Raw genomic sequence first — 23,507 nt, 5'->3', positions numbered from 1 at the left:
ACTGATTCTGTTCTTGGGTACATGAAAAGGGCATCAGAGAGTCGGTGAGATCACGCAGTGTTACCGAAAAAATAATATTTGGTATGTCGTATGTCTCCAAATGACAGTGTGGATATTGAAATTTTTTCTTCGAACGTATTTACTTCGGTACGTGAACAAAGAGGCGTGTTGAGTGTCTTATATAACCAGAGTGCCTTATATAAATAAGTGATTCGCGTTATATTGAAGAGAGTATTAGACATGCCTGTTTAGGCTGTAAAAGAAGAAATTGATAAAGTATGAAACCAATGGGCATTCGCGCACAGCAAAAAGAAAAAACTCGTCGCAGCTTAATCGATGCAGCATTTAGCCAACTCAGTGCCGATCGTAGTTTTTCCAACCTAAGCTTGAGAGAAGTCGCTCGTGAGGCTGGAATAGCACCGACTTCCTTTTATCGTCACTTCAAAGACATGGATGAGCTTGGCTTAACCATGGTTGATGAAGGTGGCTTACTACTGCGCCAACTCATGCGACAAGCTAGGCAACGCATAGTAAAAGAAGGCAGTGTGATTCGCACATCGGTTGAAACCTTTATGGAATTCATTGAAAGCAGTCCAAACGTATTCAGACTGTTATTGCGAGAGCGCTCAGGAACCTCGTTTGAGTTTCGTGCGGCGGTAGCTCGTGAGATACAGCACTTCTCTGCTGAGTTAACCGAATATTTGATAACGACTGGCATGACACGAGACGAAGCTTTTACTCAAGCTGAAGCCTCCGTTATCTTGGTTTTCAACTCAGGGGCAGAAGCATTAGATTTAGATCGACGTCAGCGAGATGAACTGGCTGAACGCTTGATCATGCAATTGCGAATGATGGCCAAAGGGGCTTTTTGGTATCGTAAAGAACGTGAACGTAACCGATTAAAAGGCGGGATTGAATAATGTCGAATGAAAATAATGCTGTAAACCGTGGTTCAGAAAGAAAGACACTCGTACTTGCTGTTATTGCCGGTGTGTGTGGTGATGCTCTGTTATCTTGGGTAACAATGAGCGAAGTGGGCTTCTCTATTTTCCCACTGATTGCTTTAGTCTTGGCGGTACAAGCACTTTACCAAGAGTACCTAACTAATCCAGTATCTGAAGATATTCCACTAGTAGGTTTGGCTTGTTTCTTTGTAGGTGCGTTTGGCCACTCGGCTTTTGTGAAGGCACAACACCCTGATGCTGGCTCAAACTTCTTTGCGATTATTGTCGCGATGTTGCTTCTTGCATGGGTAGGTAAGAAACTAGGCTTTATTGGTAAAACCGCTTAAGCTAATTTAGAAATATAAAAAAACGAGCCAATGGGCTCGTTTTTTTATATCTGCTGTTTGGCTTAGACTTAGAAAGCGAGACTTACGCTTTACGTTCTAGGAACACACCCGCTTCCATGTGATGTGTGTAAGGGAATTGGTCAAACAGAGCAAAACGAGTGATGTCGTGCGTTTCGCTTAGGATCTCTAGGTTCTCTTTCAACGTTTCAGGGTTACAAGAGATGTACATGATGCGCTCGTAGCCTTGCACCATCTTACAAGTATCAACATCCATTCCTGAGCGTGGTGGATCAACAAAGATAGTGTTGCAGTTGTAGCTCTTCAGATCGATGTTTGCTTGTTGCAGACGGCGGAATTCACGCTTGCCTTCCATTGCTACGGTAAAATCTTCCGCAGACATACGGATGATCTGAACATTTTCAATCTTGTTAGCTGCAATGTTGTATTGCGCTGATTCAACTGATGGCTTCGCTAGTTCTGTTGCCAGTACACGCTCGAAGTTCTGTGCCAATGCTAATGAGAAGTTACCGTTACCACAGTAAAGCTCAAGCAAGTCGCCTTTGCTGTCTTGAGTACAGTCGACAGCCCATTCCAACATTTTCTCTGCTACTTTGCCGTTTGGCTGAGTAAAGCTGTTTTCTACTTGTTGGTAGATGTAGCTGTCACCATTCACGTCTAGCTTCTCAATGACGTAGTCGCGGTCTAGTACGATTTTCATCTTACGCGCACGGCCAATCAGGTTGAGATTGAAACCTTCATCGTTCAGTTGCTGTTTAAGTGCTTTCGCATCTTGAATCCATTGCTCACCCAATTGACGGTGGTAAAGCAGTGACACCAAAATTTCGCCGCTTAGTGTAGATAGGAAGTCTACTTGGAATAACTTGTGGCGTAGAGAGTGGTTGTCCTTCATTGCATCGACTAACAAAGGCATTAAGTCGTTGATAAGACGACTAGCAGCAGGGAACTGGTCTACGCGGTATTTTTCTTTGGTTTCTTGATTGAACATGACGTAATACATATCGTCACCTTCATGCCACACGCGGAACTCAGCACGCATGCGGTAGTGTTGTTCTGGAGATTCATACACTTCCAGCTCAGGCACATTATATTCTGAGAACATTTCAGTAAGACGCTCAGTCTTTTCTGCCAGTTGTTCTTGGTAGCGTTGCGGGTTTACATCTAAATTCGCCATTGTTATGCCTTTTGCTGTCGTGCTTTTAAATCAAGAGCGCAGATTTTATTCAATCACAGGCGCTTGTCCAGTGTTGAGAGCCAATCAGTGTAAATAGGCCATGAAAACTATAGCTTATAACTATCTTAGACTAGACAAATGATTCAGAGGTCAATACTATCTTCGGCAAGCTGGTGCCATTTAGATGTATAGATGGCTGAAGAGGGAATCTGGTGTGAATCCAGAACTGACGCGCAGCGGTAAAAGAGAACAAGTATTCATAAGACACTGCAAATAGCTTTTTGTGGGAAGTCGAATATAAGGTAACCATTAGGTTGTGCTCTTGAGTCCGAATACCTGCCAGTAGCTAAACCATAAGATGTGGTTTGGTAGGAATTTACGCGATTTAGGATAACAACATGAACAAATCCCTTTTAGCGATAGCTGTAGCATCGCTGCTTTCACCTATCTCCAATTTACACGCCCAAGAAGCCTCTGCCGACGAAGCCATGGTGGTTACGGCTAACCGTTTTGAGCAGCCTTTAAGTGATGTGATTGCGTCAACAACGGTTGTTTCTAAACAAGAAATAGAAGAAACCCAAGCTAAATCTCTAGTCGATGTTTTAAAACGAGTGCCTGGTGTCGAAGTATCGCAAAGTGGCGGACGTGGTCACAGCGCATCTGTTTTCATGCGTGGCTACAATAGCGATCAAGTATTGTTTCTTGTCGATGGTGTTCGTATTGATTCTGCGGCCGGCGGTATTAACTTCAACCATATTCCAGTAGGTATTATTGAGAGAGTTGAAGTGATTCGTGGCTCTGGCGGTGCTCTCTACGGTTCTGATGCTGTAGCGGGTGTAATTAATGTTATTACCGCTTCTGGTAGCTCGACGGAATCAACAATGATTTCTGTTGGAGCTGGTAGTGACGCTCAAAAGGAAGCAAACTTTTCAACGACCCGTAAGTTATCTAATGGCGGAACAGTAAAGCTTGCTGGTGGCTTTGATGAGACTGAAGGGTACGATATCAAAGACCCTGCGACAGGCCTTAACTATGGATATGAAAGCCAGAATCTTTTCGCGTCCTATTCTCAGCCTATTAATGAAGCCTTTACTGGTAGTGCTTCCGTTCGTTGGTTCGATAGTTTAACTGAGTATGACTCTGGTGGTAAAAACTATGGTTACTCAGAAAACCTGAGTGTTACAGCTGCACTTGATTATAAAGGTGATAACTTAAGCTCTACTTTTAGGGCTAATCAGCAGGCAATTGAGAACCTAGACTACTCACAGGCTCAAGGTAAAGACAATGCTGGTACCAAAAAGAAAATAGACCTGACGAATCTGCAGTTCTTAAATCAGTATTACATCAACGAGAACGTATCTGTGGGTGCTGGTGCGGATTGGCGCAGAGAAAAACTTGATGACGATGCTCTGTCATATGGCTCTCCAGATGCACTAGCAGGAGAATCTCGCGATACGACGGGCGTCTACGCTTCTTCTGAACTTCGTTTCGGTGATGTTCAAATCGTAGGTAGCGTGCGTAACGATAAACATGATACATACGACAATCACACTACATGGTCTTTAGGTACTCGTTATTACCTAACAGAAAAGCACTCACTTAGAGCGGCTGCCGGCACATCATTTAAAGCTCCGAGCTATTCTGATCTAACAACAAATCCAGACCTAGAGCCTGAAGAAGCCGAAAACCGCGAAATTGGATACACCGGTGAATTCGATTTATTCAAGCTGGATGTGACCGCATACGATAATGAAGTCGATAACTTGATCATTTGGTACGAAGGTAGCCCATTTTGGTATCCTCAAAACGTAGATGCAAAATTGAAAGGGCTAGAAATTACAGGTAATTTCAACACGTGGTTCATCCATCACACGGTTGTTGCTGAATTTAAAGACCATAAAGATTCAGCAGGCAACAAGTTAGCGAAGCGTGCAGACGAAAACTATAAGTGGTTGATGGATGCTTCATATGAAGATTTCGATGTAAACCTTACTTATACATATACAGGTGATAGAGCGGGTAATCCAAAAGAAACCACCGATCCAGATAATATCTTGCCATCAGTAAGCTTGTGGGATGTTTCTGTAGGGTATTGGATTTCACCTGAGTTGGTTGTTCGTGGTCGAGTTGATAACCTGACGAATGAAAAATACCAAACAACGCTAGGATATAATGCGCCTGAGCGTAGGTACTTTGCGAATCTAGCTTACCAATTCTAATTAACACCTAAACCGCCTTCGGGCGGTTTTTTCTTATTGGGTATATCAATGAAAAAGAAAGTCGTCATAAGTTGGTCATCAGGTAAAGACTCCACCTTAACCCTAGAGCGTTTGCTTGAGAGTGCCGAGTATGAAGTTGTTGCTCTCTATACTACGTATGTTGGAGATGAAGTCCCGTTTCAGGTAACTCCGATTGATGTGGTCGCCATGCAGGCACGATTAATCGGTTTGCCACTCATCACCATAGAGCTTCCTGAAGTGTTCCCAAGCAATGAGAGTTACCAAAGTACGATTGTCTCAGCATTGAAAGGGTCTGGCTTATCAATTGATGCGGTCGCATTTGGCGATATGTTTTGTAACGGTATAGCCGACTACCGCAAAAGCTATATAGAACCGGTTGGTTGGGAGTGTGTGTTTCCTCTCATGGGAGAGAGCAGTCACGCTCTAGCTAGTGAGATAATAAATAGGGGAATTGAAACCTTTCTCGTCACGGTTGATAGCGACGCATTGGGTAAGAGCTACTGTGGTCAGAAATACACGTCAGAACTAATAGAAAGTTTACCGAGTCATGTCGATCCATGTGGTGAAGATGGTGAGTTTCATACTCTAGTGACGTCAGCACCGTGTTTTAAAGGAAAGCTTAAGATAGAGTTAGAAAATGTAGAACAAGGTGAACGTTTTGTTCATCAACGCTATCAAGCTTGCATTATATAGAGTGAGGATTGGCGAAAACTAAGCGAAGGAGTATCATTGCAGCGAAACTTATTATAGGTAATCGCTGTGTCGGATAGTCTACAAAAAAATATATTGGTCTTTGATTCTGGAGTGGGTGGTCTATCTGTATATAAAGAGATAAGTCAGTTACTACCGAATCATAATTATATCTATGTATTCGACAACGAGGCTTATCCTTATGGTGAGCTTGACCAGCAAGTACTCATTCGCAGAGTTCAAAGCATCGTGGCTAGTTTTGTAGCCAGTCACGCGATTGATATCGTAGTGATAGCTTGCAATACAGCGAGCACGATTGTCTTACCGACACTCAGAGCTAATAACCTTATTCCTATAGTTGGTGTTGTACCGGCAATTAAGCCGGCATCCTTGCTTGCCAATAAAGCGGTCGGCCTTATTGCTACTCCCGCAACGATTACTCGTCAATACACGCACGACTTAATCAAAAACTTCTCGAGTAATAAAAGAGTCGAGCTTTTAGGTTCTACTCGGCTGGTGGATATGGCCGAAGAGAAACTTAGAGGTGAGGTGATTAATCTTGAAGAGTTGCAGCAAATCCTTCAACCGATGCTCAATACTATAGATGTGGCCGTTTTAGGGTGTACACATTTCCCACTGATAAAGTCCGAGATTCAACAGGTCTTAGGTAGTAATGTTTTATTGGTTGATTCTGGTAAAGCGATCGCTAAACGAGTGCAAGATTTATTGGATTTGGAAAGTGGTAATAAAGAGGGGGGGGGACGTGAGGTTTTTTGTAGTGCACTTCCTAAAAAAGAAAGTGCACTAAATAGCATGTTAAAGCAGTTAGGGTTTAGCTCAGTTCAGATTCGTCCGCTTCAGGATGTTTAGGATCATTTGCAACACGTACTTTTAAAGTTCGTTGCATGTAATCTTTATCATTAAGTGCAGAGATTGCATGATTCACATCATTACTTGCCATAACAACAAATCCAAAGCCTCTTCTTTTACCAGTGCGTTTGTCTTTCATTAAACGTACTGCAAAGACTTCACCATGCTCTGAGAATAATTCACGCACATGTGATTCGTTTGCTTTGTATGGAAGGTTACCCACATAAAGTGTTTTTGTTGAAGCCTTAGGTTCTGAATCTGATTTTGAGTCGGTGCTTGAAAAGTTAACAACAAAAGCGGAAGCCAAGACACCAAGGATAAAGGTAATTGCAGGCGATATATCTACCTGAGAGAAAACAATGCCGCCTAATACAGCCAGTGCGACAATTAACAACATCGATTTTTTTGAGTTCATATCGGAATACTACATATTAATAAACGAAATAGACGCATCTACCATTAACAAAATAGACACATGAATCTTACGTTCATGGCTTCCATTTTTCCAATGTATTGCTGTGATACGTCTCAAATGTTTAGTTTTTATTCGAAAAATGCGGATCTGGTGGCTTTTTAGGCGAACAAAACTTTTATTTCAAAAAGCCCTTGTGCTCCCCTTCAATCTCTCTATAATGCCGCCTCACCGACACGGAGTGAGACGAAAGTCACACAGCGAAATCGGTAGAGAAAAAGAGTTTGAAAATAACCCTTGACTCTCAAAGTGGTGCAGGTATAGTACGCACCCCTAGCGACTGAGATGTGAATCACAAAACGCTAGAGCTCTTTAACAATTTAAACCTATCAATCTGTGTGGGCACTCGTTGATGAATATCAAAACGTTTTATCGTTAGATAAAACAGATTCTTCGGAATCAAACTTGATTTCAATGAACTGAGTGACCAATACAAATAACCTCGGTTATTTGGCACAGTCAATTCATTATCATTCTGTTGGAATGGTAATAGCTTTAGAATTACATGTTTACTTCGGTAAATATTAGTTTTGAAGTCAGTATTCGTTGAGTCACAAAATCTTAAATTGAAGAGTTTGATCATGGCTCAGATTGAACGCTGGCGGCAGGCCTAACACATGCAAGTCGAGCGGAAACGACACTAACAATCCTTCGGGTGCGTTAATGGGCGTCGAGCGGCGGACGGGTGAGTAATGCCTAGGAAATTGCCTTGATGTGGGGGATAACCATTGGAAACGATGGCTAATACCGCATAATGCCTACGGGCCAAAGAGGGGGACCTTCGGGCCTCTCGCGTCAAGATATGCCTAGGTGGGATTAGCTAGTTGGTGAGGTAATGGCTCACCAAGGCGACGATCCCTAGCTGGTCTGAGAGGATGATCAGCCACACTGGAACTGAGACACGGTCCAGACTCCTACGGGAGGCAGCAGTGGGGAATATTGCACAATGGGCGAAAGCCTGATGCAGCCATGCCGCGTGTATGAAGAAGGCCTTCGGGTTGTAAAGTACTTTCAGTTGTGAGGAAGGGGGTAGCGTTAATAGCGCTATCTCTTGACGTTAGCAACAGAAGAAGCACCGGCTAACTCCGTGCCAGCAGCCGCGGTAATACGGAGGGTGCGAGCGTTAATCGGAATTACTGGGCGTAAAGCGCATGCAGGTGGTTCATTAAGTCAGATGTGAAAGCCCGGGGCTCAACCTCGGAACTGCATTTGAAACTGGTGAACTAGAGTACTGTAGAGGGGGGTAGAATTTCAGGTGTAGCGGTGAAATGCGTAGAGATCTGAAGGAATACCAGTGGCGAAGGCGGCCCCCTGGACAGATACTGACACTCAGATGCGAAAGCGTGGGGAGCAAACAGGATTAGATACCCTGGTAGTCCACGCCGTAAACGATGTCTACTTGGAGGTTGTGGCCTTGAGCCGTGGCTTTCGGAGCTAACGCGTTAAGTAGACCGCCTGGGGAGTACGGTCGCAAGATTAAAACTCAAATGAATTGACGGGGGCCCGCACAAGCGGTGGAGCATGTGGTTTAATTCGATGCAACGCGAAGAACCTTACCTACTCTTGACATCCAGAGAAGCCAGCGGAGACGCAGGTGTGCCTTCGGGAGCTCTGAGACAGGTGCTGCATGGCTGTCGTCAGCTCGTGTTGTGAAATGTTGGGTTAAGTCCCGCAACGAGCGCAACCCTTATCCTTGTTTGCCAGCGAGTAATGTCGGGAACTCCAGGGAGACTGCCGGTGATAAACCGGAGGAAGGTGGGGACGACGTCAAGTCATCATGGCCCTTACGAGTAGGGCTACACACGTGCTACAATGGCGCATACAGAGGGCAGCAAGCCAGCGATGGTAAGCGAATCCCAAAAAGTGCGTCGTAGTCCGGATTGGAGTCTGCAACTCGACTCCATGAAGTCGGAATCGCTAGTAATCGTAGATCAGAATGCTACGGTGAATACGTTCCCGGGCCTTGTACACACCGCCCGTCACACCATGGGAGTGGGCTGCAAAAGAAGTGGGTAGTTTAACCTTTCGGGGAGGACGCTCACCACTTTGTGGTTCATGACTGGGGTGAAGTCGTAACAAGGTAGCCCTAGGGGAACCTGGGGCTGGATCACCTCCTTATACGAAGATATTCACGATAAGTGTCCACACAGATTGATGGTTTAGATTTAGTTAAAGCCAGAGCTTTAATTAATAACGCAAGTTATTGATTAAAGCTTTTTGCTTTATGCTCTTTAACAATTTGGAAAGCTGACTGATTGATTACTTACGAGTAATTCAATCAAATTTAAAAGTTCTCAATGTTTATTTTTTGATAAACACAACAAACACATTCAAGTGTCTTGTATTCGATTCAAATTCGTTTGAATCACATTGAGTCCGGCAAACAGTCATTGAGAATTAACCCTTCTTAATGACAACCAAAAACCTTGGTTAGTTGCCATACACTAAGACCCTTTCGGGTTGTATGGTTAAGTGACTAAGCGTACACGGTGGATGCCTTGGCAGTCAGAGGCGATGAAAGGCGTAATAACTTGCGATAAGCCCAGATTAGGTAGTAATAACCTTTAAGTCTGGGATTCCTGAATGGGGAAACCCACTTACATAAGTAAGTATCCTGTTGTGAATACATAGCAACAGGAGGCAAACCGGGGGAACTGAAACATCTAAGTACCCCGAGGAAGAGAAATCAACCGAGATTCCGAAAGTAGCGGCGAGCGAAATTGGATTAGCCCTTAAGCTTTTAATGAGACAGATGAAGGCTCTGGAAAGTGCCGCAATAGAGGGTGATAGCCCCGTAATCGACATCTCATCATCAGTGAAAACGAGTAGGGCGGGACACGTGATATCCTGTCTGAATATGGGGGGACCATCCTCCAAGGCTAAATACTACTGACTGACCGATAGTGAACCAGTACCGTGAGGGAAAGGCGAAAAGAACCCCTGTGAGGGGAGTGAAATAGAACCTGAAACCGTGTACGTACAAGCAGTAGGAGCACCTTCGTGGTGTGACTGCGTACCTTTTGTATAATGGGTCAGCGACTTAATTTTAGTAGCAAGGTTAACCGTTTAGGGGAGCCGTAGGGAAACCGAGTCTTAACTGGGCGTACAGTTGCTAGGATTAGACCCGAAACCAGGTGATCTAGCCATGGGCAGGTTGAAGGTTGAGTAACATCAACTGGAGGACCGAACCGACTAATGTTGAAAAATTAGCGGATGACTTGTGGCTAGGGGTGAAAGGCCAATCAAACCTGGAGATAGCTGGTTCTCCCCGAAAGCTATTTAGGTAGCGCCTCGGACGAATACTACTGGGGGTAGAGCACTGTTAAGGCTAGGGGGTCATCCCGACTTACCAACCCTTTGCAAACTCCGAATACCAGTAAGTACTATCCGGGAGACACACGGCGGGTGCTAACGTCCGTCGTGGAGAGGGAAACAACCCAGACCGCCAGCTAAGGTCCCAAAGTATAGCTAAGTGGGAAACGATGTGGGAAGGCTCAGACAGCCAGGATGTTGGCTTAGAAGCAGCCATCATTTAAAGAAAGCGTAATAGCTCACTGGTCGAGTCGGCCTGCGCGGAAGATGTAACGGGGCTAAGCTATACACCGAAGCTGCGGCTACGTACCTTAGGGTATGTGGGGTAGGGGAGCGTTCTGTAAGCCGTTGAAGGTGGTCTGTAAGGGCTGCTGGAGGTATCAGAAGTGCGAATGCTGACATGAGTAACGATAAAGGGAGTGAAAAACTCCCTCGCCGGAAGACCAAGGGTTCCTGTCCAACGTTAATCGGGGCAGGGTAAGTCGACTCCTAAGGCGAGGCCGAAAGGCGTAGTCGATGGGAAACGGGTTAATATTCCCGTACTTCTTACAATTGCGATGGGGGGACGGAGAAGGCTAGGTGGGCCTGGCGACGGTTGTCCAGGTTCAAGTACGTAGGCGGAAAGTTTAGGTAAATCCGGACTTTCTTAACGCTGAGATACGATGTCGAGCTACTACGGTAGTGAAGTCATTGATGCCATGCTTCCAGGAAAAGCCTCTAAGCTTCAGATTGTAAGGAATCGTACCCCAAACCGACACAGGTGGTCGGGTAGAGAATACCAAGGCGCTTGAGAGAACTCGGGTGAAGGAACTAGGCAAAATGGTACCGTAACTTCGGGAGAAGGTACGCTCTTATCAGTGAAGTCCCTTGCGGATGGAGCAGACGAGAGTCGCAGATACCAGGTGGCTGCAACTGTTTATTAAAAACACAGCACTGTGCAAAATCGTAAGATGACGTATACGGTGTGACGCCTGCCCGGTGCCGGAAGGTTAATTGATGGGGTTAGACTTCGGTCGAAGCTCTTGATCGAAGCCCCGGTAAACGGCGGCCGTAACTATAACGGTCCTAAGGTAGCGAAATTCCTTGTCGGGTAAGTTCCGACCTGCACGAATGGCGTAATGATGGCCACGCTGTCTCCACCCGAGACTCAGTGAAATTGAAATCGCTGTGAAGATGCAGTGTACCCGCGGCTAGACGGAAAGACCCCGTGAACCTTTACTACAGCTTGGCACTGAACATTGAACCTACATGTGTAGGATAGGTGGGAGACTTTGAAACCGCGTCGCTAGATGTGGTGGAGTCGTCCTTGAAATACCACCCTTGTAGTTTTGATGTTCTAACGTTGGTCCCTGAATCGGGATTACGGACAGTGCCTGGTGGGTAGTTTGACTGGGGCGGTCTCCTCCCAAAGAGTAACGGAGGAGCACGAAGGTGGGCTAAACACGGTTGGACATCGTGTGGTTAGTGCAATGGCATAAGCCCGCTTGACTGCGAGAATGACAATTCGAGCAGGTGCGAAAGCAGGTCATAGTGATCCGGTGGTTCTGAATGGAAGGGCCATCGCTCAACGGATAAAAGGTACTCCGGGGATAACAGGCTGATACCGCCCAAGAGTTCATATCGACGGCGGTGTTTGGCACCTCGATGTCGGCTCATCACATCCTGGGGCTGAAGTCGGTCCCAAGGGTATGGCTGTTCGCCATTTAAAGTGGTACGCGAGCTGGGTTTAGAACGTCGTGAGACAGTTCGGTCCCTATCTGCCGTGGGCGTTGGAAAATTGAAGGGGGCTGCTCCTAGTACGAGAGGACCGGAGTGGACGAACCTCTGGTGTTCGGGTTGTCATGCCAATGGCATTGCCCGGTAGCTAAGTTCGGAATCGATAACCGCTGAAAGCATCTAAGCGGGAAGCGAGCCCTGAGATGAGTTTTCCCTGACGCTATAAGCGTCCTTAAGGGTTGTTCAAGACTAGAACGTTGATAGGCAGGGTGTGTAAGTGCTGCGAGGCATTGAGCTAACCTGTACTAATTGCCCGTGAGGCTTAACCATACAACACCCAAGGGGTTTTGTGGACTCAAAGACAGACCTTGAATGAGTTTGAAGAGTTACTTTTAAATACAGTTTTCCGAATTTTAAAATTTGCTTGGCGACCATAGCATTGTGGACCCACCTGATTCCATGCCGAACTCAGAAGTGAAACACAATAGCGCCGATGGTAGTGTGGGGCTTCCCCATGTGAGAGTAGGACATCGCCAGGCTTTAATTTCGACTTTGTCTACAAAGTAGACAAGTCACCATAGAGTTCTAAGTTTTCTTAGTATTTTATGTTGACTTTCAAAGTAGAAAGCGTATTATACGCGTCCTGCTTAAGTGCTAAGGCACTGAAAGCAAAGCTCTTTAACAATTTAAACCTATCAATCTGTGTGGGCACTCGTTGATGAATATCAAAACGTTTTATCGTTAGATAAAACAGATTCTTCGGAATCAAAATGATTTCAATGAACTGAGTGACCAATACAAATAACTTCGGTTATTTGGCACAGTCAATTCATTATCATTCTGTTGGAATGGTAATAGCTTTAGAATTACATGTTTACTTCGGTAAATATTAGTTTTGAAGTCAGTATTCGTTGAGTCACAAAATCTTAAATTGAAGAGTTTGATCATGGCTCAGATTGAACGCTGGCGGCAGGCCTAACACATGCAAGTCGAGCGGAAACGACACTAACAATCCTTCGGGTGCGTTAATGGGCGTCGAGCGGCGGACGGGTGAGTAATGCCTAGGAAATTGCCTTGATGTGGGGGATAACCATTGGAAACGATGGCTAATACCGCATAATGCCTACGGGCCAAAGAGGGGGACCTTCGGGCCTCTCGCGTCAAGATATGCCTAGGTGGGATTAGCTAGTTGGTGAGGTAATGGCTCACCAAGGCGACGATCCCTAGCTGGTCTGAGAGGATGATCAGCCACACTGGAACTGAGACACGGTCCAGACTCCTACGGGAGGCAGCAGTGGGGAATATTGCACAATGGGCGAAAGCCTGATGCAGCCATGCCGCGTGTATGAAGAAGGCCTTCGGGTTGTAAAGTACTTTCAGTTGTGAGGAAGGGGGTAGCGTTAATAGCGCTATCTCTTGACGTTAGCAACAGAAGAAGCACCGGCTAACTCCGTGCCAGCAGCCGCGGTAATACGGAGGGTGCGAGCGTTAATCGGAATTACTGGGCGTAAAGCGCATGCAGGTGGTTCATTAAGTCAGATGTGAAAGCCCGGGGCTCAACCTCGGAACTGCATTTGAAACTGGTGAACTAGAGTACTGTAGAGGGGGGTAGAATTTCAGGTGTAGCGGTGAAATGCGTAGAGATCTGAAGGAATACCAGTGGCGAAGGCGGCCCCCTGGACAGATACTGACACTCAGATGCGAAAGCGTGGGGAGCAAACAGGATTAGATACCCTGGTAGTCCACGCCGTAAACGATGTCTACTTGGAGGTTGTGGCCTTGAGCCGTGGCTTTCGGAGCTAACGCGTTAAGTAGACCGCCTGGGGAGTACGGTCGCAAGATTAAAACTCAAATGAATTGACGGGGGCCCGCACAAGCGGTGGAGCATGTGGTTTAATTCGATGCAACGCGAAGAACCTTACCTACTCTTGACATCCAGAGAAGCCAGCGGAGACGCAGGTGTGCCTTCGGGAGCTCTGAGACAGGTGCTGCATGGCTGTCGTCAGCTCGTGTTGTGAAATGTTGGGTTAAGTCCCGCAACGAGCGCAACCCTTATCCTTGTTTGCCAGCGAGTAATGTCGGGAACTCCAGGGAGACTGCCGGTGATAAACCGGAGGAAGGTGGGGACGACGTCAAGTCATCATGGCCCTTACGAGTAGGGCTACACACGTGCTACAATGGCGCATACAGAGGGCAGCAAGCCAGCGATGGTAAGCGAATCCCAAAAAGTGCGTCGTAGTCCGGATTGGAGTCTGCAACTCGACTCCATGAAGTCGGAATCGCTAGTAATCGTAGATCAGAATGCTACGGTGAATACGTTCCCGGGCCTTGTACACACCGCCCGTCACACCATGGGAGTGGGCTGCAAAAGAAGTGGGTAGTTTAACCTTTCGGGGAGGACGCTCACCACTTTGTGGTTCATGACTGGGGTGAAGTCGTAACAAGGTAGCCCTAGGGGAACCTGGGGCTGGATCACCTCCTTATACGAAGATACTCACGATAAGTGTCCACACAGATTGATTAGGTTTAGAAAAGTTAAGAGACGATATTGGGTCTGTAGCTCAGCTGGTTAGAGCGCTCGCCTGATAAGCGGGAGGTCGGTGGTTCAAGTCCACTCAGACCCACCAATATCGACCTAGATGGGGCTATAGCTCAGCTGGGAGAGCGCCTGCCTTGCACGCAGGAGGTCTGCGGTTCGATCCCGCATAGCTCCACCATCTTTAAGTATTCTCTTAAGAGAGTCTTTAAAAATGGTTTCGAAAGAAATCAAGCTCTTTAACAATTTGGAAAGCTGACTGATTGATTACTTACGAGTAATTCAATCAAATTTAAAAGTTCTCAATGTTTATCTTTTGATAAACACAACAAACACATTCAAGTGTCTTGTATTCGATTCAAATTCGTTTGAATCACATTGAGTCCGGCAAACAGTCATTGAGAATTAACCCTTCTTAATGACAACCAAAAACCTTGGTTAGTTGCCATACACTAAGACCCTTTCGGGTTGTATGGTTAAGTGACTAAGCGTACACGGTGGATGCCTTGGCAGTCAGAGGCGATGAAAGGCGTAATAACTTGCGATAAGCCCAGATTAGGTAGTAATAACCTTTGAGTCTGGGATTCCTGAATGGGGAAACCCACTTACATAAGTAAGTATCCTGTTGTGAATACATAGCAACAGGAGGCAAACCGGGGGAACTGAAACATCTAAGTACCCCGAGGAAGAGAAATCAACCGAGATTCCGAAAGTAGCGGCGAGCGAAATTGGATTAGCCCTTAAGCTTTTAATGAGACAGATGAAGGCTCTGGAAAGTGCCGCAATAGAGGGTGATAGCCCCGTAATCGACATCTCATCATCAGTGAAAACGAGTAGGGCGGGACACGTGATATCCTGTCTGAATATGGGGGGACCATCCTCCAAGGCTAAATACTACTGACTGACCGATAGTGAACCAGTACCGTGAGGGAAAGGCGAAAAGAACCCCTGTGAGGGGAGTGAAATAGAACCTGAAACCGTGTACGTACAAGCAGTAGGAGCACCTTCGTGGTGTGACTGCGTACCTTTTGTATAATGGGTCAGCGACTTAATTTTAGTAGCAAGGTTAACCGTTTAGGGGAGCCGTAGGGAAACCGAGTCTTAACTGGGCGTACAGTTGCTAGGATTAGACCCGAAACCAGGTGATCTAGCCATGGGCAGGTTGAAGGTTGAGTAACATCAACTGGAGGACCGAACCGACTAATGTTGAAAAATTAGCGGATGACTTGTGGCTAGGGGTGAAAGGCCAATCAAACCTGGAGATAGCTGGTTCTCCCCGAAAGCTATTTAGGTAGCGCCTCGGACGAATACTACTGGGGGTAGAGCACTGTTAAGGCTAGGGGGTCATCCCGACTTACCAACCCTTTGCAAACTCCGAATACCAGTAAGTACTATCCGGGAGACACACGGCGGGTGCTAACGTCCGTCGTGGAGAGGGAAACAACCCAGACCGCCAGCTAAGGTCCCAAAGTATAGCTAAGTGGGAAACGATGTGGGAAGGCTCAGACAGCCAGGATGTTGGCTTAGAAGCAGCCATCATTTAAAGAAAGCGTAATAGCTCACTGGTCGAGTCGGCCTGCGCGGAAGATGTAACGGGGCTAAGCTATACACCGAAGCTGCGGCTACGTACCTTAGGGTATGTGGGGTAGGGGAGCGTTCTGTAAGCCGTTGAAGGTGGTCTGTAAGGGCTGCTGGAGGTATCAGAAGTGCGAATGCTGACATGAGTAACGATAAAGGGAGTGAAAAACTCCCTCGCCGGAAGACCAAGGGTTCCTGTCCAACGTTAATCGGGGCAGGGTAAGTCGACTCCTAAGGCGAGGCCGAAAGGCGTAGTCGATGGGAAACGGGTTAATATTCCCGTACTTCTTACAATTGCGATGGGGGGACGGAGAAGGCTAGGTGGGCCTGGCGACGGTTGTCCAGGTTCAAGTACGTAGGCGGAAAGTTTAGGTAAATCCGGACTTTCTTAACGCTGAGATACGATGTCGAGCTACTACGGTAGTGAAGTCATTGATGCCATGCTTCCAGGAAAAGCCTCTAAGCTTCAGATTGTAAGGAATCGTACCCCAAACCGACACAGGTGGTCGGGTAGAGAATACCAAGGCGCTTGAGAGAACTCGGGTGAAGGAACTAGGCAAAATGGTACCGTAACTTCGGGAGAAGGTACGCTCTTATCAGTGAAGTCCCTTGCGGATGGAGCAGACGAGAGTCGCAGATACCAGGTGGCTGCAACTGTTTATTAAAAACACAGCACTGTGCAAAATCGTAAGATGACGTATACGGTGTGACGCCTGCCCGGTGCCGGAAGGTTAATTGATGGGGTTAGACTTCGGTCGAAGCTCTTGATCGAAGCCCCGGTAAACGGCGGCCGTAACTATAACGGTCCTAAGGTAGCGAAATTCCTTGTCGGGTAAGTTCCGACCTGCACGAATGGCGTAATGATGGCCACGCTGTCTCCACCCGAGACTCAGTGAAATTGAAATCGCTGTGAAGATGCAGTGTACCCGCGGCTAGACGGAAAGACCCCGTGAACCTTTACTACAGCTTGGCACTGAACATTGAACCTACATGTGTAGGATAGGTGGGAGACTTTGAAACCGCGTCGCTAGATGTGGTGGAGTCGTCCTTGAAATACCACCCTTGTAGTTTTGATGTTCTAACGTTGGTCCCTGAATCGGGATTACGGACAGTGCCTGGTGGGTAGTTTGACTGGGGCGGTCTCCTCCCAAAGAGTAACGGAGGAGCACGAAGGTGGGCTAAACACGGTTGGACATCGTGTGGTTAGTGCAATGGCATAAGCCCGCTTGACTGCGAGAATGACAATTCGAGCAGGTGCGAAAGCAGGTCATAGTGATCCGGTGGTTCTGAATGGAAGGGCCATCGCTCAACGGATAAAAGGTACTCCGGGGATAACAGGCTGATACCGCCCAAGAGTTCATATCGACGGCGGTGTTTGGCACCTCGATGTCGGCTCATCACATCCTGGGGCTGAAGTCGGTCCCAAGGGTATGGCTGTTCGCCATTTAAAGTGGTACGCGAGCTGGGTTTAGAACGTCGTGAGACAGTTCGGTCCCTATCTGCCGTGGGCGTTGGAAAATTGAAGGGGGCTGCTCCTAGTACGAGAGGACCGGAGTGGACGAACCTCTGGTGTTCGGGTTGTCATGCCAATGGCATTGCCCGGTAGCTAAGTTCGGAATCGATAACCGCTGAAAGCATCTAAGCGGGAAGCGAGCCCTGAGATGAGTTTTCCCTGACGCTATAAGCGTCCTTAAGGGTTGTTCAAGACTAGAACGTTGATAGGCAGGGTGTGTAAGTGCTGCGAGGCATTGAGCTAACCTGTACTAATTGCCCGTGAGGCTTAACCATACAACACCCAAGGGGTTTTGTGGACTCAAAGACAGACCTTGAATGAGTTTGAAGAGTTACTTTTAAATACAGTTTTCCGAATTTTAAAATTTGCTTGGCGACCATAGCATTGTGGACCCACCTGATTCCATGCCGAACTCAGAAGTGAAACACAATAGCGCCGATGGTAGTGTGGGGCTTCCCCATGTGAGAGTAGGACATCGCCAGGCTTTAATTTCGACTTTGTCTACAAAGTAGACAAGTCACCATAGAGTTCTAAGTTTTCTTAGTATTTTATGTTGACTTTCAAAGTAGAAAGCGTATTATACGCGTCCTGCTTAAGTGCTAAGGCACTGAAAGCAAAGCTCTTTAACAATTTAAACCTATCAATCTGTGTGGGCACTCGTTGATGAATATCAAAACGTTTTATCGTTAGATAAAACAGATTCTTCGGAATCAAAATGATTTCAATGAACTGAGTGACCAATACAAATAACTTCGGTTATTTGGCACAGTCAATTCATTATCATTCTGTTGGAATGGTAATAGCTTTAGAATTACATGTTTACTTCGGTAAATATTAGTTTTGAAGTCAGTATTCGTTGAGTCACAAAATCTTAAATTGAAGAGTTTGATCATGGCTCAGATTGAACGCTGGCGGCAGGCCTAACACATGCAAGTCGAGCGGAAACGACACTAACAATCCTTCGGGTGCGTTAATGGGCGTCGAGCGGCGGACGGGTGAGTAATGCCTAGGAAATTGCCTTGATGTGGGGGATAACCATTGGAAACGATGGCTAATACCGCATAATGCCTACGGGCCAAAGAGGGGGACCTTCGGGCCTCTCGCGTCAAGATATGCCTAGGTGGGATTAGCTAGTTGGTGAGGTAATGGCTCACCAAGGCGACGATCCCTAGCTGGTCTGAGAGGATGATCAGCCACACTGGAACTGAGACACGGTCCAGACTCCTACGGGAGGCAGCAGTGGGGAATATTGCACAATGGGCGAAAGCCTGATGCAGCCATGCCGCGTGTATGAAGAAGGCCTTCGGGTTGTAAAGTACTTTCAGTTGTGAGGAAGGGGGTAGCGTTAATAGCGCTATCTCTTGACGTTAGCAACAGAAGAAGCACCGGCTAACTCCGTGCCAGCAGCCGCGGTAATACGGAGGGTGCGAGCGTTAATCGGAATTACTGGGCGTAAAGCGCATGCAGGTGGTTCATTAAGTCAGATGTGAAAGCCCGGGGCTCAACCTCGGAACTGCATTTGAAACTGGTGAACTAGAGTACTGTAGAGGGGGGTAGAATTTCAGGTGTAGCGGTGAAATGCGTAGAGATCTGAAGGAATACCAGTGGCGAAGGCGGCCCCCTGGACAGATACTGACACTCAGATGCGAAAGCGTGGGGAGCAAACAGGATTAGATACCCTGGTAGTCCACGCCGTAAACGATGTCTACTTGGAGGTTGTGGCCTTGAGCCGTGGCTTTCGGAGCTAACGCGTTAAGTAGACCGCCTGGGGAGTACGGTCGCAAGATTAAAACTCAAATGAATTGACGGGGGCCCGCACAAGCGGTGGAGCATGTGGTTTAATTCGATGCAACGCGAAGAACCTTACCTACTCTTGACATCCAGAGAAGCCAGCGGAGACGCAGGTGTGCCTTCGGGAGCTCTGAGACAGGTGCTGCATGGCTGTCGTCAGCTCGTGTTGTGAAATGTTGGGTTAAGTCCCGCAACGAGCGCAACCCTTATCCTTGTTTGCCAGCGAGTAATGTCGGGAACTCCAGGGAGACTGCCGGTGATAAACCGGAGGAAGGTGGGGACGACGTCAAGTCATCATGGCCCTTACGAGTAGGGCTACACACGTGCTACAATGGCGCATACAGAGGGCAGCAAGCCAGCGATGGTAAGCGAATCCCAAAAAGTGCGTCGTAGTCCGGATTGGAGTCTGCAACTCGACTCCATGAAGTCGGAATCGCTAGTAATCGTAGATCAGAATGCTACGGTGAATACGTTCCCGGGCCTTGTACACACCGCCCGTCACACCATGGGAGTGGGCTGCAAAAGAAGTGGGTAGTTTAACCTTTCGGGGAGGACGCTCACCACTTTGTGGTTCATGACTGGGGTGAAGTCGTAACAAGGTAGCCCTAGGGGAACCTGGGGCTGGATCACCTCCTTATACGAAGATACTCACGATAAGTGTCCACACAGATTGATTAGGTTTAGAAAGTAAAAGAGACGAAGAACTCCCAAGTTCTTCAATCCAGTGTCCCGTTCGTCTAGAGGCCTAGGACACCGCCCTTTCACGGCGGTAACAGGGGTTCGACTCCCCTACGGGATACCATTGGGTCGTTAGCTCAGTTGGTAGAGCAGTTGACTTTTAATCAATTGGTCGCAGGTTCGAATCCTGCACGACCCACCATTCTTTCTCCGCGAAGGAATTAAAACTATCGTGGGCGATTAGCTCAGTTGGGAGAGCACCTGCCTTACAAGCAGGGGGTCACTGGTTCGAGCCCGGTATCGCCCACCATTCTCTAAATATTCTTGGAAGTTAAAACTCCAAACCACTTCTTATGTCGCTGGTTGGATTTTTCGACTGTGAGAGTCTTTAGAAAATGTGAATTTTAGAACACTGTTCTTAAAGTCTCATGCTCTTTAACAATTTGGAAAGCTGACTGATTGATTACTTACGAGTAATTCAATCAAATTTAAAAGTTCTCAATGTTTATCTTTTGATAAACACAACAAACACATTCAAGTGTCTTGTATTCGATTCAAATTCGTTTGAATCACATTGAGTCCGGCAAACAGTCATTGAGAATTAACCCTTCTTAATGACAACCAAAAACCTTGGTTAGTTGCCATACACTAAGACCCTTTCGGGTTGTATGGTTAAGTGACTAAGCGTACACGGTGGATGCCTTGGCAGTCAGAGGCGATGAAAGGCGTAATAACTTGCGATAAGCCCAGATTAGGTAGTAATAACCTTTGAGTCTGGGATTCCTGAATGGGGAAACCCACTTACATAAGTAAGTATCCTGTTGTGAATACATAGCAACAGGAGGCAAACCGGGGGAACTGAAACATCTAAGTACCCCGAGGAAGAGAAATCAACCGAGATTCCGAAAGTAGCGGCGAGCGAAATTGGATTAGCCCTTAAGCTTTTAATGAGACAGATGAAGGCTCTGGAAAGTGCCGCAATAGAGGGTGATAGCCCCGTAATCGACATCTCATCATCAGTGAAAACGAGTAGGGCGGGACACGTGATATCCTGTCTGAATATGGGGGGACCATCCTCCAAGGCTAAATACTACTGACTGACCGATAGTGAACCAGTACCGTGAGGGAAAGGCGAAAAGAACCCCTGTGAGGGGAGTGAAATAGAACCTGAAACCGTGTACGTACAAGCAGTAGGAGCACCTTCGTGGTGTGACTGCGTACCTTTTGTATAATGGGTCAGCGACTTAATTTTAGTAGCAAGGTTAACCGTTTAGGGGAGCCGTAGGGAAACCGAGTCTTAACTGGGCGTACAGTTGCTAGGATTAGACCCGAAACCAGGTGATCTAGCCATGGGCAGGTTGAAGGTTGAGTAACATCAACTGGAGGACCGAACCGACTAATGTTGAAAAATTAGCGGATGACTTGTGGCTAGGGGTGAAAGGCCAATCAAACCTGGAGATAGCTGGTTCTCCCCGAAAGCTATTTAGGTAGCGCCTCGGACGAATACTACTGGGGGTAGAGCACTGTTAAGGCTAGGGGGTCATCCCGACTTACCAACCCTTTGCAAACTCCGAATACCAGTAAGTACTATCCGGGAGACACACGGCGGGTGCTAACGTCCGTCGTGGAGAGGGAAACAACCCAGACCGCCAGCTAAGGTCCCAAAGTATAGCTAAGTGGGAAACGATGTGGGAAGGCTCAGACAGCCAGGATGTTGGCTTAGAAGCAGCCATCATTTAAAGAAAGCGTAATAGCTCACTGGTCGAGTCGGCCTGCGCGGAAGATGTAACGGGGCTAAGCTATACACCGAAGCTGCGGCTACGTACCTTAGGGTATGTGGGGTAGGGGAGCGTTCTGTAAGCCGTTGAAGGTGGTCTGTAAGGGCTGCTGGAGGTATCAGAAGTGCGAATGCTGACATGAGTAACGATAAAGGGAGTGAAAAACTCCCTCGCCGGAAGACCAAGGGTTCCTGTCCAACGTTAATCGGGGCAGGGTAAGTCGACTCCTAAGGCGAGGCCGAAAGGCGTAGTCGATGGGAAACGGGTTAATATTCCCGTACTTCTTACAATTGCGATGGGGGGACGGAGAAGGCTAGGTGGGCCTGGCGACGGTTGTCCAGGTTCAAGTACGTAGGCGGAAAGTTTAGGTAAATCCGGACTTTCTTAACGCTGAGATACGATGTCGAGCTACTACGGTAGTGAAGTCATTGATGCCATGCTTCCAGGAAAAGCCTCTAAGCTTCAGATTGTAAGGAATCGTACCCCAAACCGACACAGGTGGTCGGGTAGAGAATACCAAGGCGCTTGAGAGAACTCGGGTGAAGGAACTAGGCAAAATGGTACCGTAACTTCGGGAGAAGGTACGCTCTTATCAGTGAAGTCCCTTGCGGATGGAGCAGACGAGAGTCGCAGATACCAGGTGGCTGCAACTGTTTATTAAAAACACAGCACTGTGCAAAATCGTAAGATGACGTATACGGTGTGACGCCTGCCCGGTGCCGGAAGGTTAATTGATGGGGTTAGACTTCGGTCGAAGCTCTTGATCGAAGCCCCGGTAAACGGCGGCCGTAACTATAACGGTCCTAAGGTAGCGAAATTCCTTGTCGGGTAAGTTCCGACCTGCACGAATGGCGTAATGATGGCCACGCTGTCTCCACCCGAGACTCAGTGAAATTGAAATCGCTGTGAAGATGCAGTGTACCCGCGGCTAGACGGAAAGACCCCGTGAACCTTTACTACAGCTTGGCACTGAACATTGAACCTACATGTGTAGGATAGGTGGGAGACTTTGAAACCGCGTCGCTAGATGTGGTGGAGTCGTCCTTGAAATACCACCCTTGTAGTTTTGATGTTCTAACGTTGGTCCCTGAATCGGGATTACGGACAGTGCCTGGTGGGTAGTTTGACTGGGGCGGTCTCCTCCCAAAGAGTAACGGAGGAGCACGAAGGTGGGCTAAACACGGTTGGACATCGTGTGGTTAGTGCAATGGCATAAGCCCGCTTGACTGCGAGAATGACAATTCGAGCAGGTGCGAAAGCAGGTCATAGTGATCCGGTGGTTCTGAATGGAAGGGCCATCGCTCAACGGATAAAAGGTACTCCGGGGATAACAGGCTGATACCGCCCAAGAGTTCATATCGACGGCGGTGTTTGGCACCTCGATGTCGGCTCATCACATCCTGGGGCTGAAGTCGGTCCCAAGGGTATGGCTGTTCGCCATTTAAAGTGGTACGCGAGCTGGGTTTAGAACGTCGTGAGACAGTTCGGTCCCTATCTGCCGTGGGCGTTGGAAAATTGAAGGGGGCTGCTCCTAGTACGAGAGGACCGGAGTGGACGAACCTCTGGTGTTCGGGTTGTCATGCCAATGGCATTGCCCGGTAGCTAAGTTCGGAATCGATAACCGCTGAAAGCATCTAAGCGGGAAGCGAGCCCTGAGATGAGTTTTCCCTGACGCTATAAGCGTCCTTAAGGGTTGTTCAAGACTAGAACGTTGATAGGCAGGGTGTGTAAGTGCTGCGAGGCATTGAGCTAACCTGTACTAATTGCCCGTGAGGCTTAACCATACAACACCCAAGGGGTTTTGTGGACTCAAAGACAGACCTTGAATGAGTTTGAAGAGTTACTTTTAA

Annotated in this window: 7 protein-coding genes, 5 tRNA genes, 8 rRNA genes and 1 riboswitch; of the genes, 18 read left to right on the top strand and 2 right to left on the bottom strand. The window is 47.4% G+C overall.

Annotated elements, in window-relative coordinates:
* Positions 1–278: 278 nt before the first annotated feature.
* Positions 279–920: an HTH-type transcriptional repressor FabR gene (gene fabR / locus OCV12_RS15420; RefSeq protein WP_010438693.1), complete on the top strand. Its 642-nt coding sequence runs from the start codon at positions 279–281 to the stop codon at positions 918–920.
* A complete protein-coding gene (locus tag OCV12_RS15415; RefSeq protein ID WP_261884991.1) occupies positions 920–1,291 on the top strand; it encodes a YijD family membrane protein in 372 nt (123 codons plus the stop codon). The genes fabR and OCV12_RS15415 overlap by 1 nt, the downstream gene beginning before the upstream one ends.
* Positions 1,292–1,373: 82 nt before the next feature.
* Here OCV12_RS15415 and trmA read toward each other — a convergent pair whose 3' ends face one another.
* The gene (gene trmA, locus OCV12_RS15410; protein WP_171733426.1) at positions 1,374–2,483 is read right to left on the bottom strand and encodes a tRNA (uridine(54)-C5)-methyltransferase TrmA; all 1,110 of its coding nucleotides are present in this window, start codon (positions 2,481–2,483) and stop codon (positions 1,374–1,376) included.
* Positions 2,484–2,637: 154 nt separating this feature from the next.
* Positions 2,638–2,841, top strand: a riboswitch (cobalamin riboswitch).
* Between the two features lie 40 nt (positions 2,842–2,881).
* Here trmA and OCV12_RS15405 point away from each other — a divergent pair.
* The 3 genes from OCV12_RS15405 (at position 2,882) to murI (ending at position 6,283) form a co-directional block, all read left to right on the top strand.
* Entirely contained in the window at positions 2,882–4,702 is a 1,821-nt protein-coding gene (locus OCV12_RS15405) for a TonB-dependent receptor domain-containing protein (RefSeq protein ID WP_261884990.1), read from the top strand.
* 48 nt (positions 4,703–4,750) lie between these two features.
* Positions 4,751–5,416 carry an adenine nucleotide alpha hydrolase gene (locus OCV12_RS15400; RefSeq protein WP_261884989.1) on the top strand — a complete coding sequence of 222 codons (666 nt, stop codon included), beginning with the start codon at positions 4,751–4,753 and terminating at the stop codon, positions 5,414–5,416.
* Between the two features lie 66 nt (positions 5,417–5,482).
* Positions 5,483–6,283, top strand: a complete 801-nt coding sequence (gene murI / locus OCV12_RS15395; RefSeq protein ID WP_390904526.1) for a glutamate racemase — start codon at positions 5,483–5,485, stop codon at positions 6,281–6,283.
* On the opposite strand, the gene OCV12_RS15390 is transcribed toward murI, so the two are convergent.
* Positions 6,246–6,698 carry an RNA recognition motif domain-containing protein gene (locus tag OCV12_RS15390; RefSeq protein ID WP_017061054.1) on the bottom strand — a complete coding sequence of 151 codons (453 nt, stop codon included), beginning with the start codon at positions 6,696–6,698 and terminating at the stop codon, positions 6,246–6,248. The two genes, murI and OCV12_RS15390, sit on opposite strands and share 38 nt — an antisense overlap.
* 620 nt (positions 6,699–7,318) lie before the next feature.
* Between OCV12_RS15390 and OCV12_RS15385 the strand changes: the two genes are divergently transcribed.
* The 13 genes from OCV12_RS15385 to OCV12_RS15325 all read left to right on the top strand — a co-directional run bounded on the left by OCV12_RS15385 (position 7,319) and on the right by OCV12_RS15325 (position 23,441).
* Positions 7,319–8,873: ribosomal RNA gene (locus OCV12_RS15385) — 16S ribosomal RNA — on the top strand.
* Between the two features lie 348 nt (positions 8,874–9,221).
* Positions 9,222–12,113 (top strand): 23S ribosomal RNA (locus OCV12_RS15380).
* A 93-nt stretch (positions 12,114–12,206) separates the two neighbouring features.
* Positions 12,207–12,322, top strand: a 5S ribosomal RNA gene (rrf, locus tag OCV12_RS15375).
* A 389-nt stretch (positions 12,323–12,711) separates the two neighbouring features.
* Positions 12,712–14,266 (top strand): 16S ribosomal RNA (locus OCV12_RS15370).
* 67 nt (positions 14,267–14,333) lie between these two features.
* Positions 14,334–14,410: transfer RNA gene (locus tag OCV12_RS15365), tRNA-Ile, on the top strand.
* Between the two features lie 14 nt (positions 14,411–14,424).
* Positions 14,425–14,500 (top strand) — tRNA-Ala (locus OCV12_RS15360).
* Positions 14,501–14,793: 293 nt separating this feature from the next.
* A 23S ribosomal RNA gene (locus tag OCV12_RS15355) occupies positions 14,794–17,685 on the top strand.
* Positions 17,686–17,778: 93 nt separating this feature from the next.
* A 5S ribosomal RNA gene (gene rrf, locus OCV12_RS15350) occupies positions 17,779–17,894 on the top strand.
* Positions 17,895–18,283: 389 nt separating this feature from the next.
* Positions 18,284–19,838 (top strand): 16S ribosomal RNA (locus tag OCV12_RS15345).
* Positions 19,839–19,927: 89 nt separating this feature from the next.
* A tRNA-Glu gene (locus tag OCV12_RS15340) sits at positions 19,928–20,003 on the top strand.
* A 2-nt stretch (positions 20,004–20,005) separates the two neighbouring features.
* A tRNA-Lys gene (locus tag OCV12_RS15335) sits at positions 20,006–20,081 on the top strand.
* A 32-nt stretch (positions 20,082–20,113) separates the two neighbouring features.
* A tRNA-Val gene (locus tag OCV12_RS15330) sits at positions 20,114–20,189 on the top strand.
* 360 nt (positions 20,190–20,549) lie between these two features.
* Positions 20,550–23,441: ribosomal RNA gene (locus tag OCV12_RS15325) — 23S ribosomal RNA — on the top strand.
* Together the 16S, 23S and 5S rRNA genes with 5 tRNA genes alongside form the textbook arrangement of a ribosomal RNA operon.
* The last annotated feature ends 66 nt before the right edge of the window (positions 23,442–23,507 follow it).

The sequence above is a fragment of the Vibrio pomeroyi genome, assembly GCF_024347595.1.
In the GTDB taxonomy this organism is placed as follows: domain Bacteria; phylum Pseudomonadota; class Gammaproteobacteria; order Enterobacterales; family Vibrionaceae; genus Vibrio; species Vibrio pomeroyi.
This window is presented reverse-complemented; position numbering and strand designations above follow the sequence as displayed.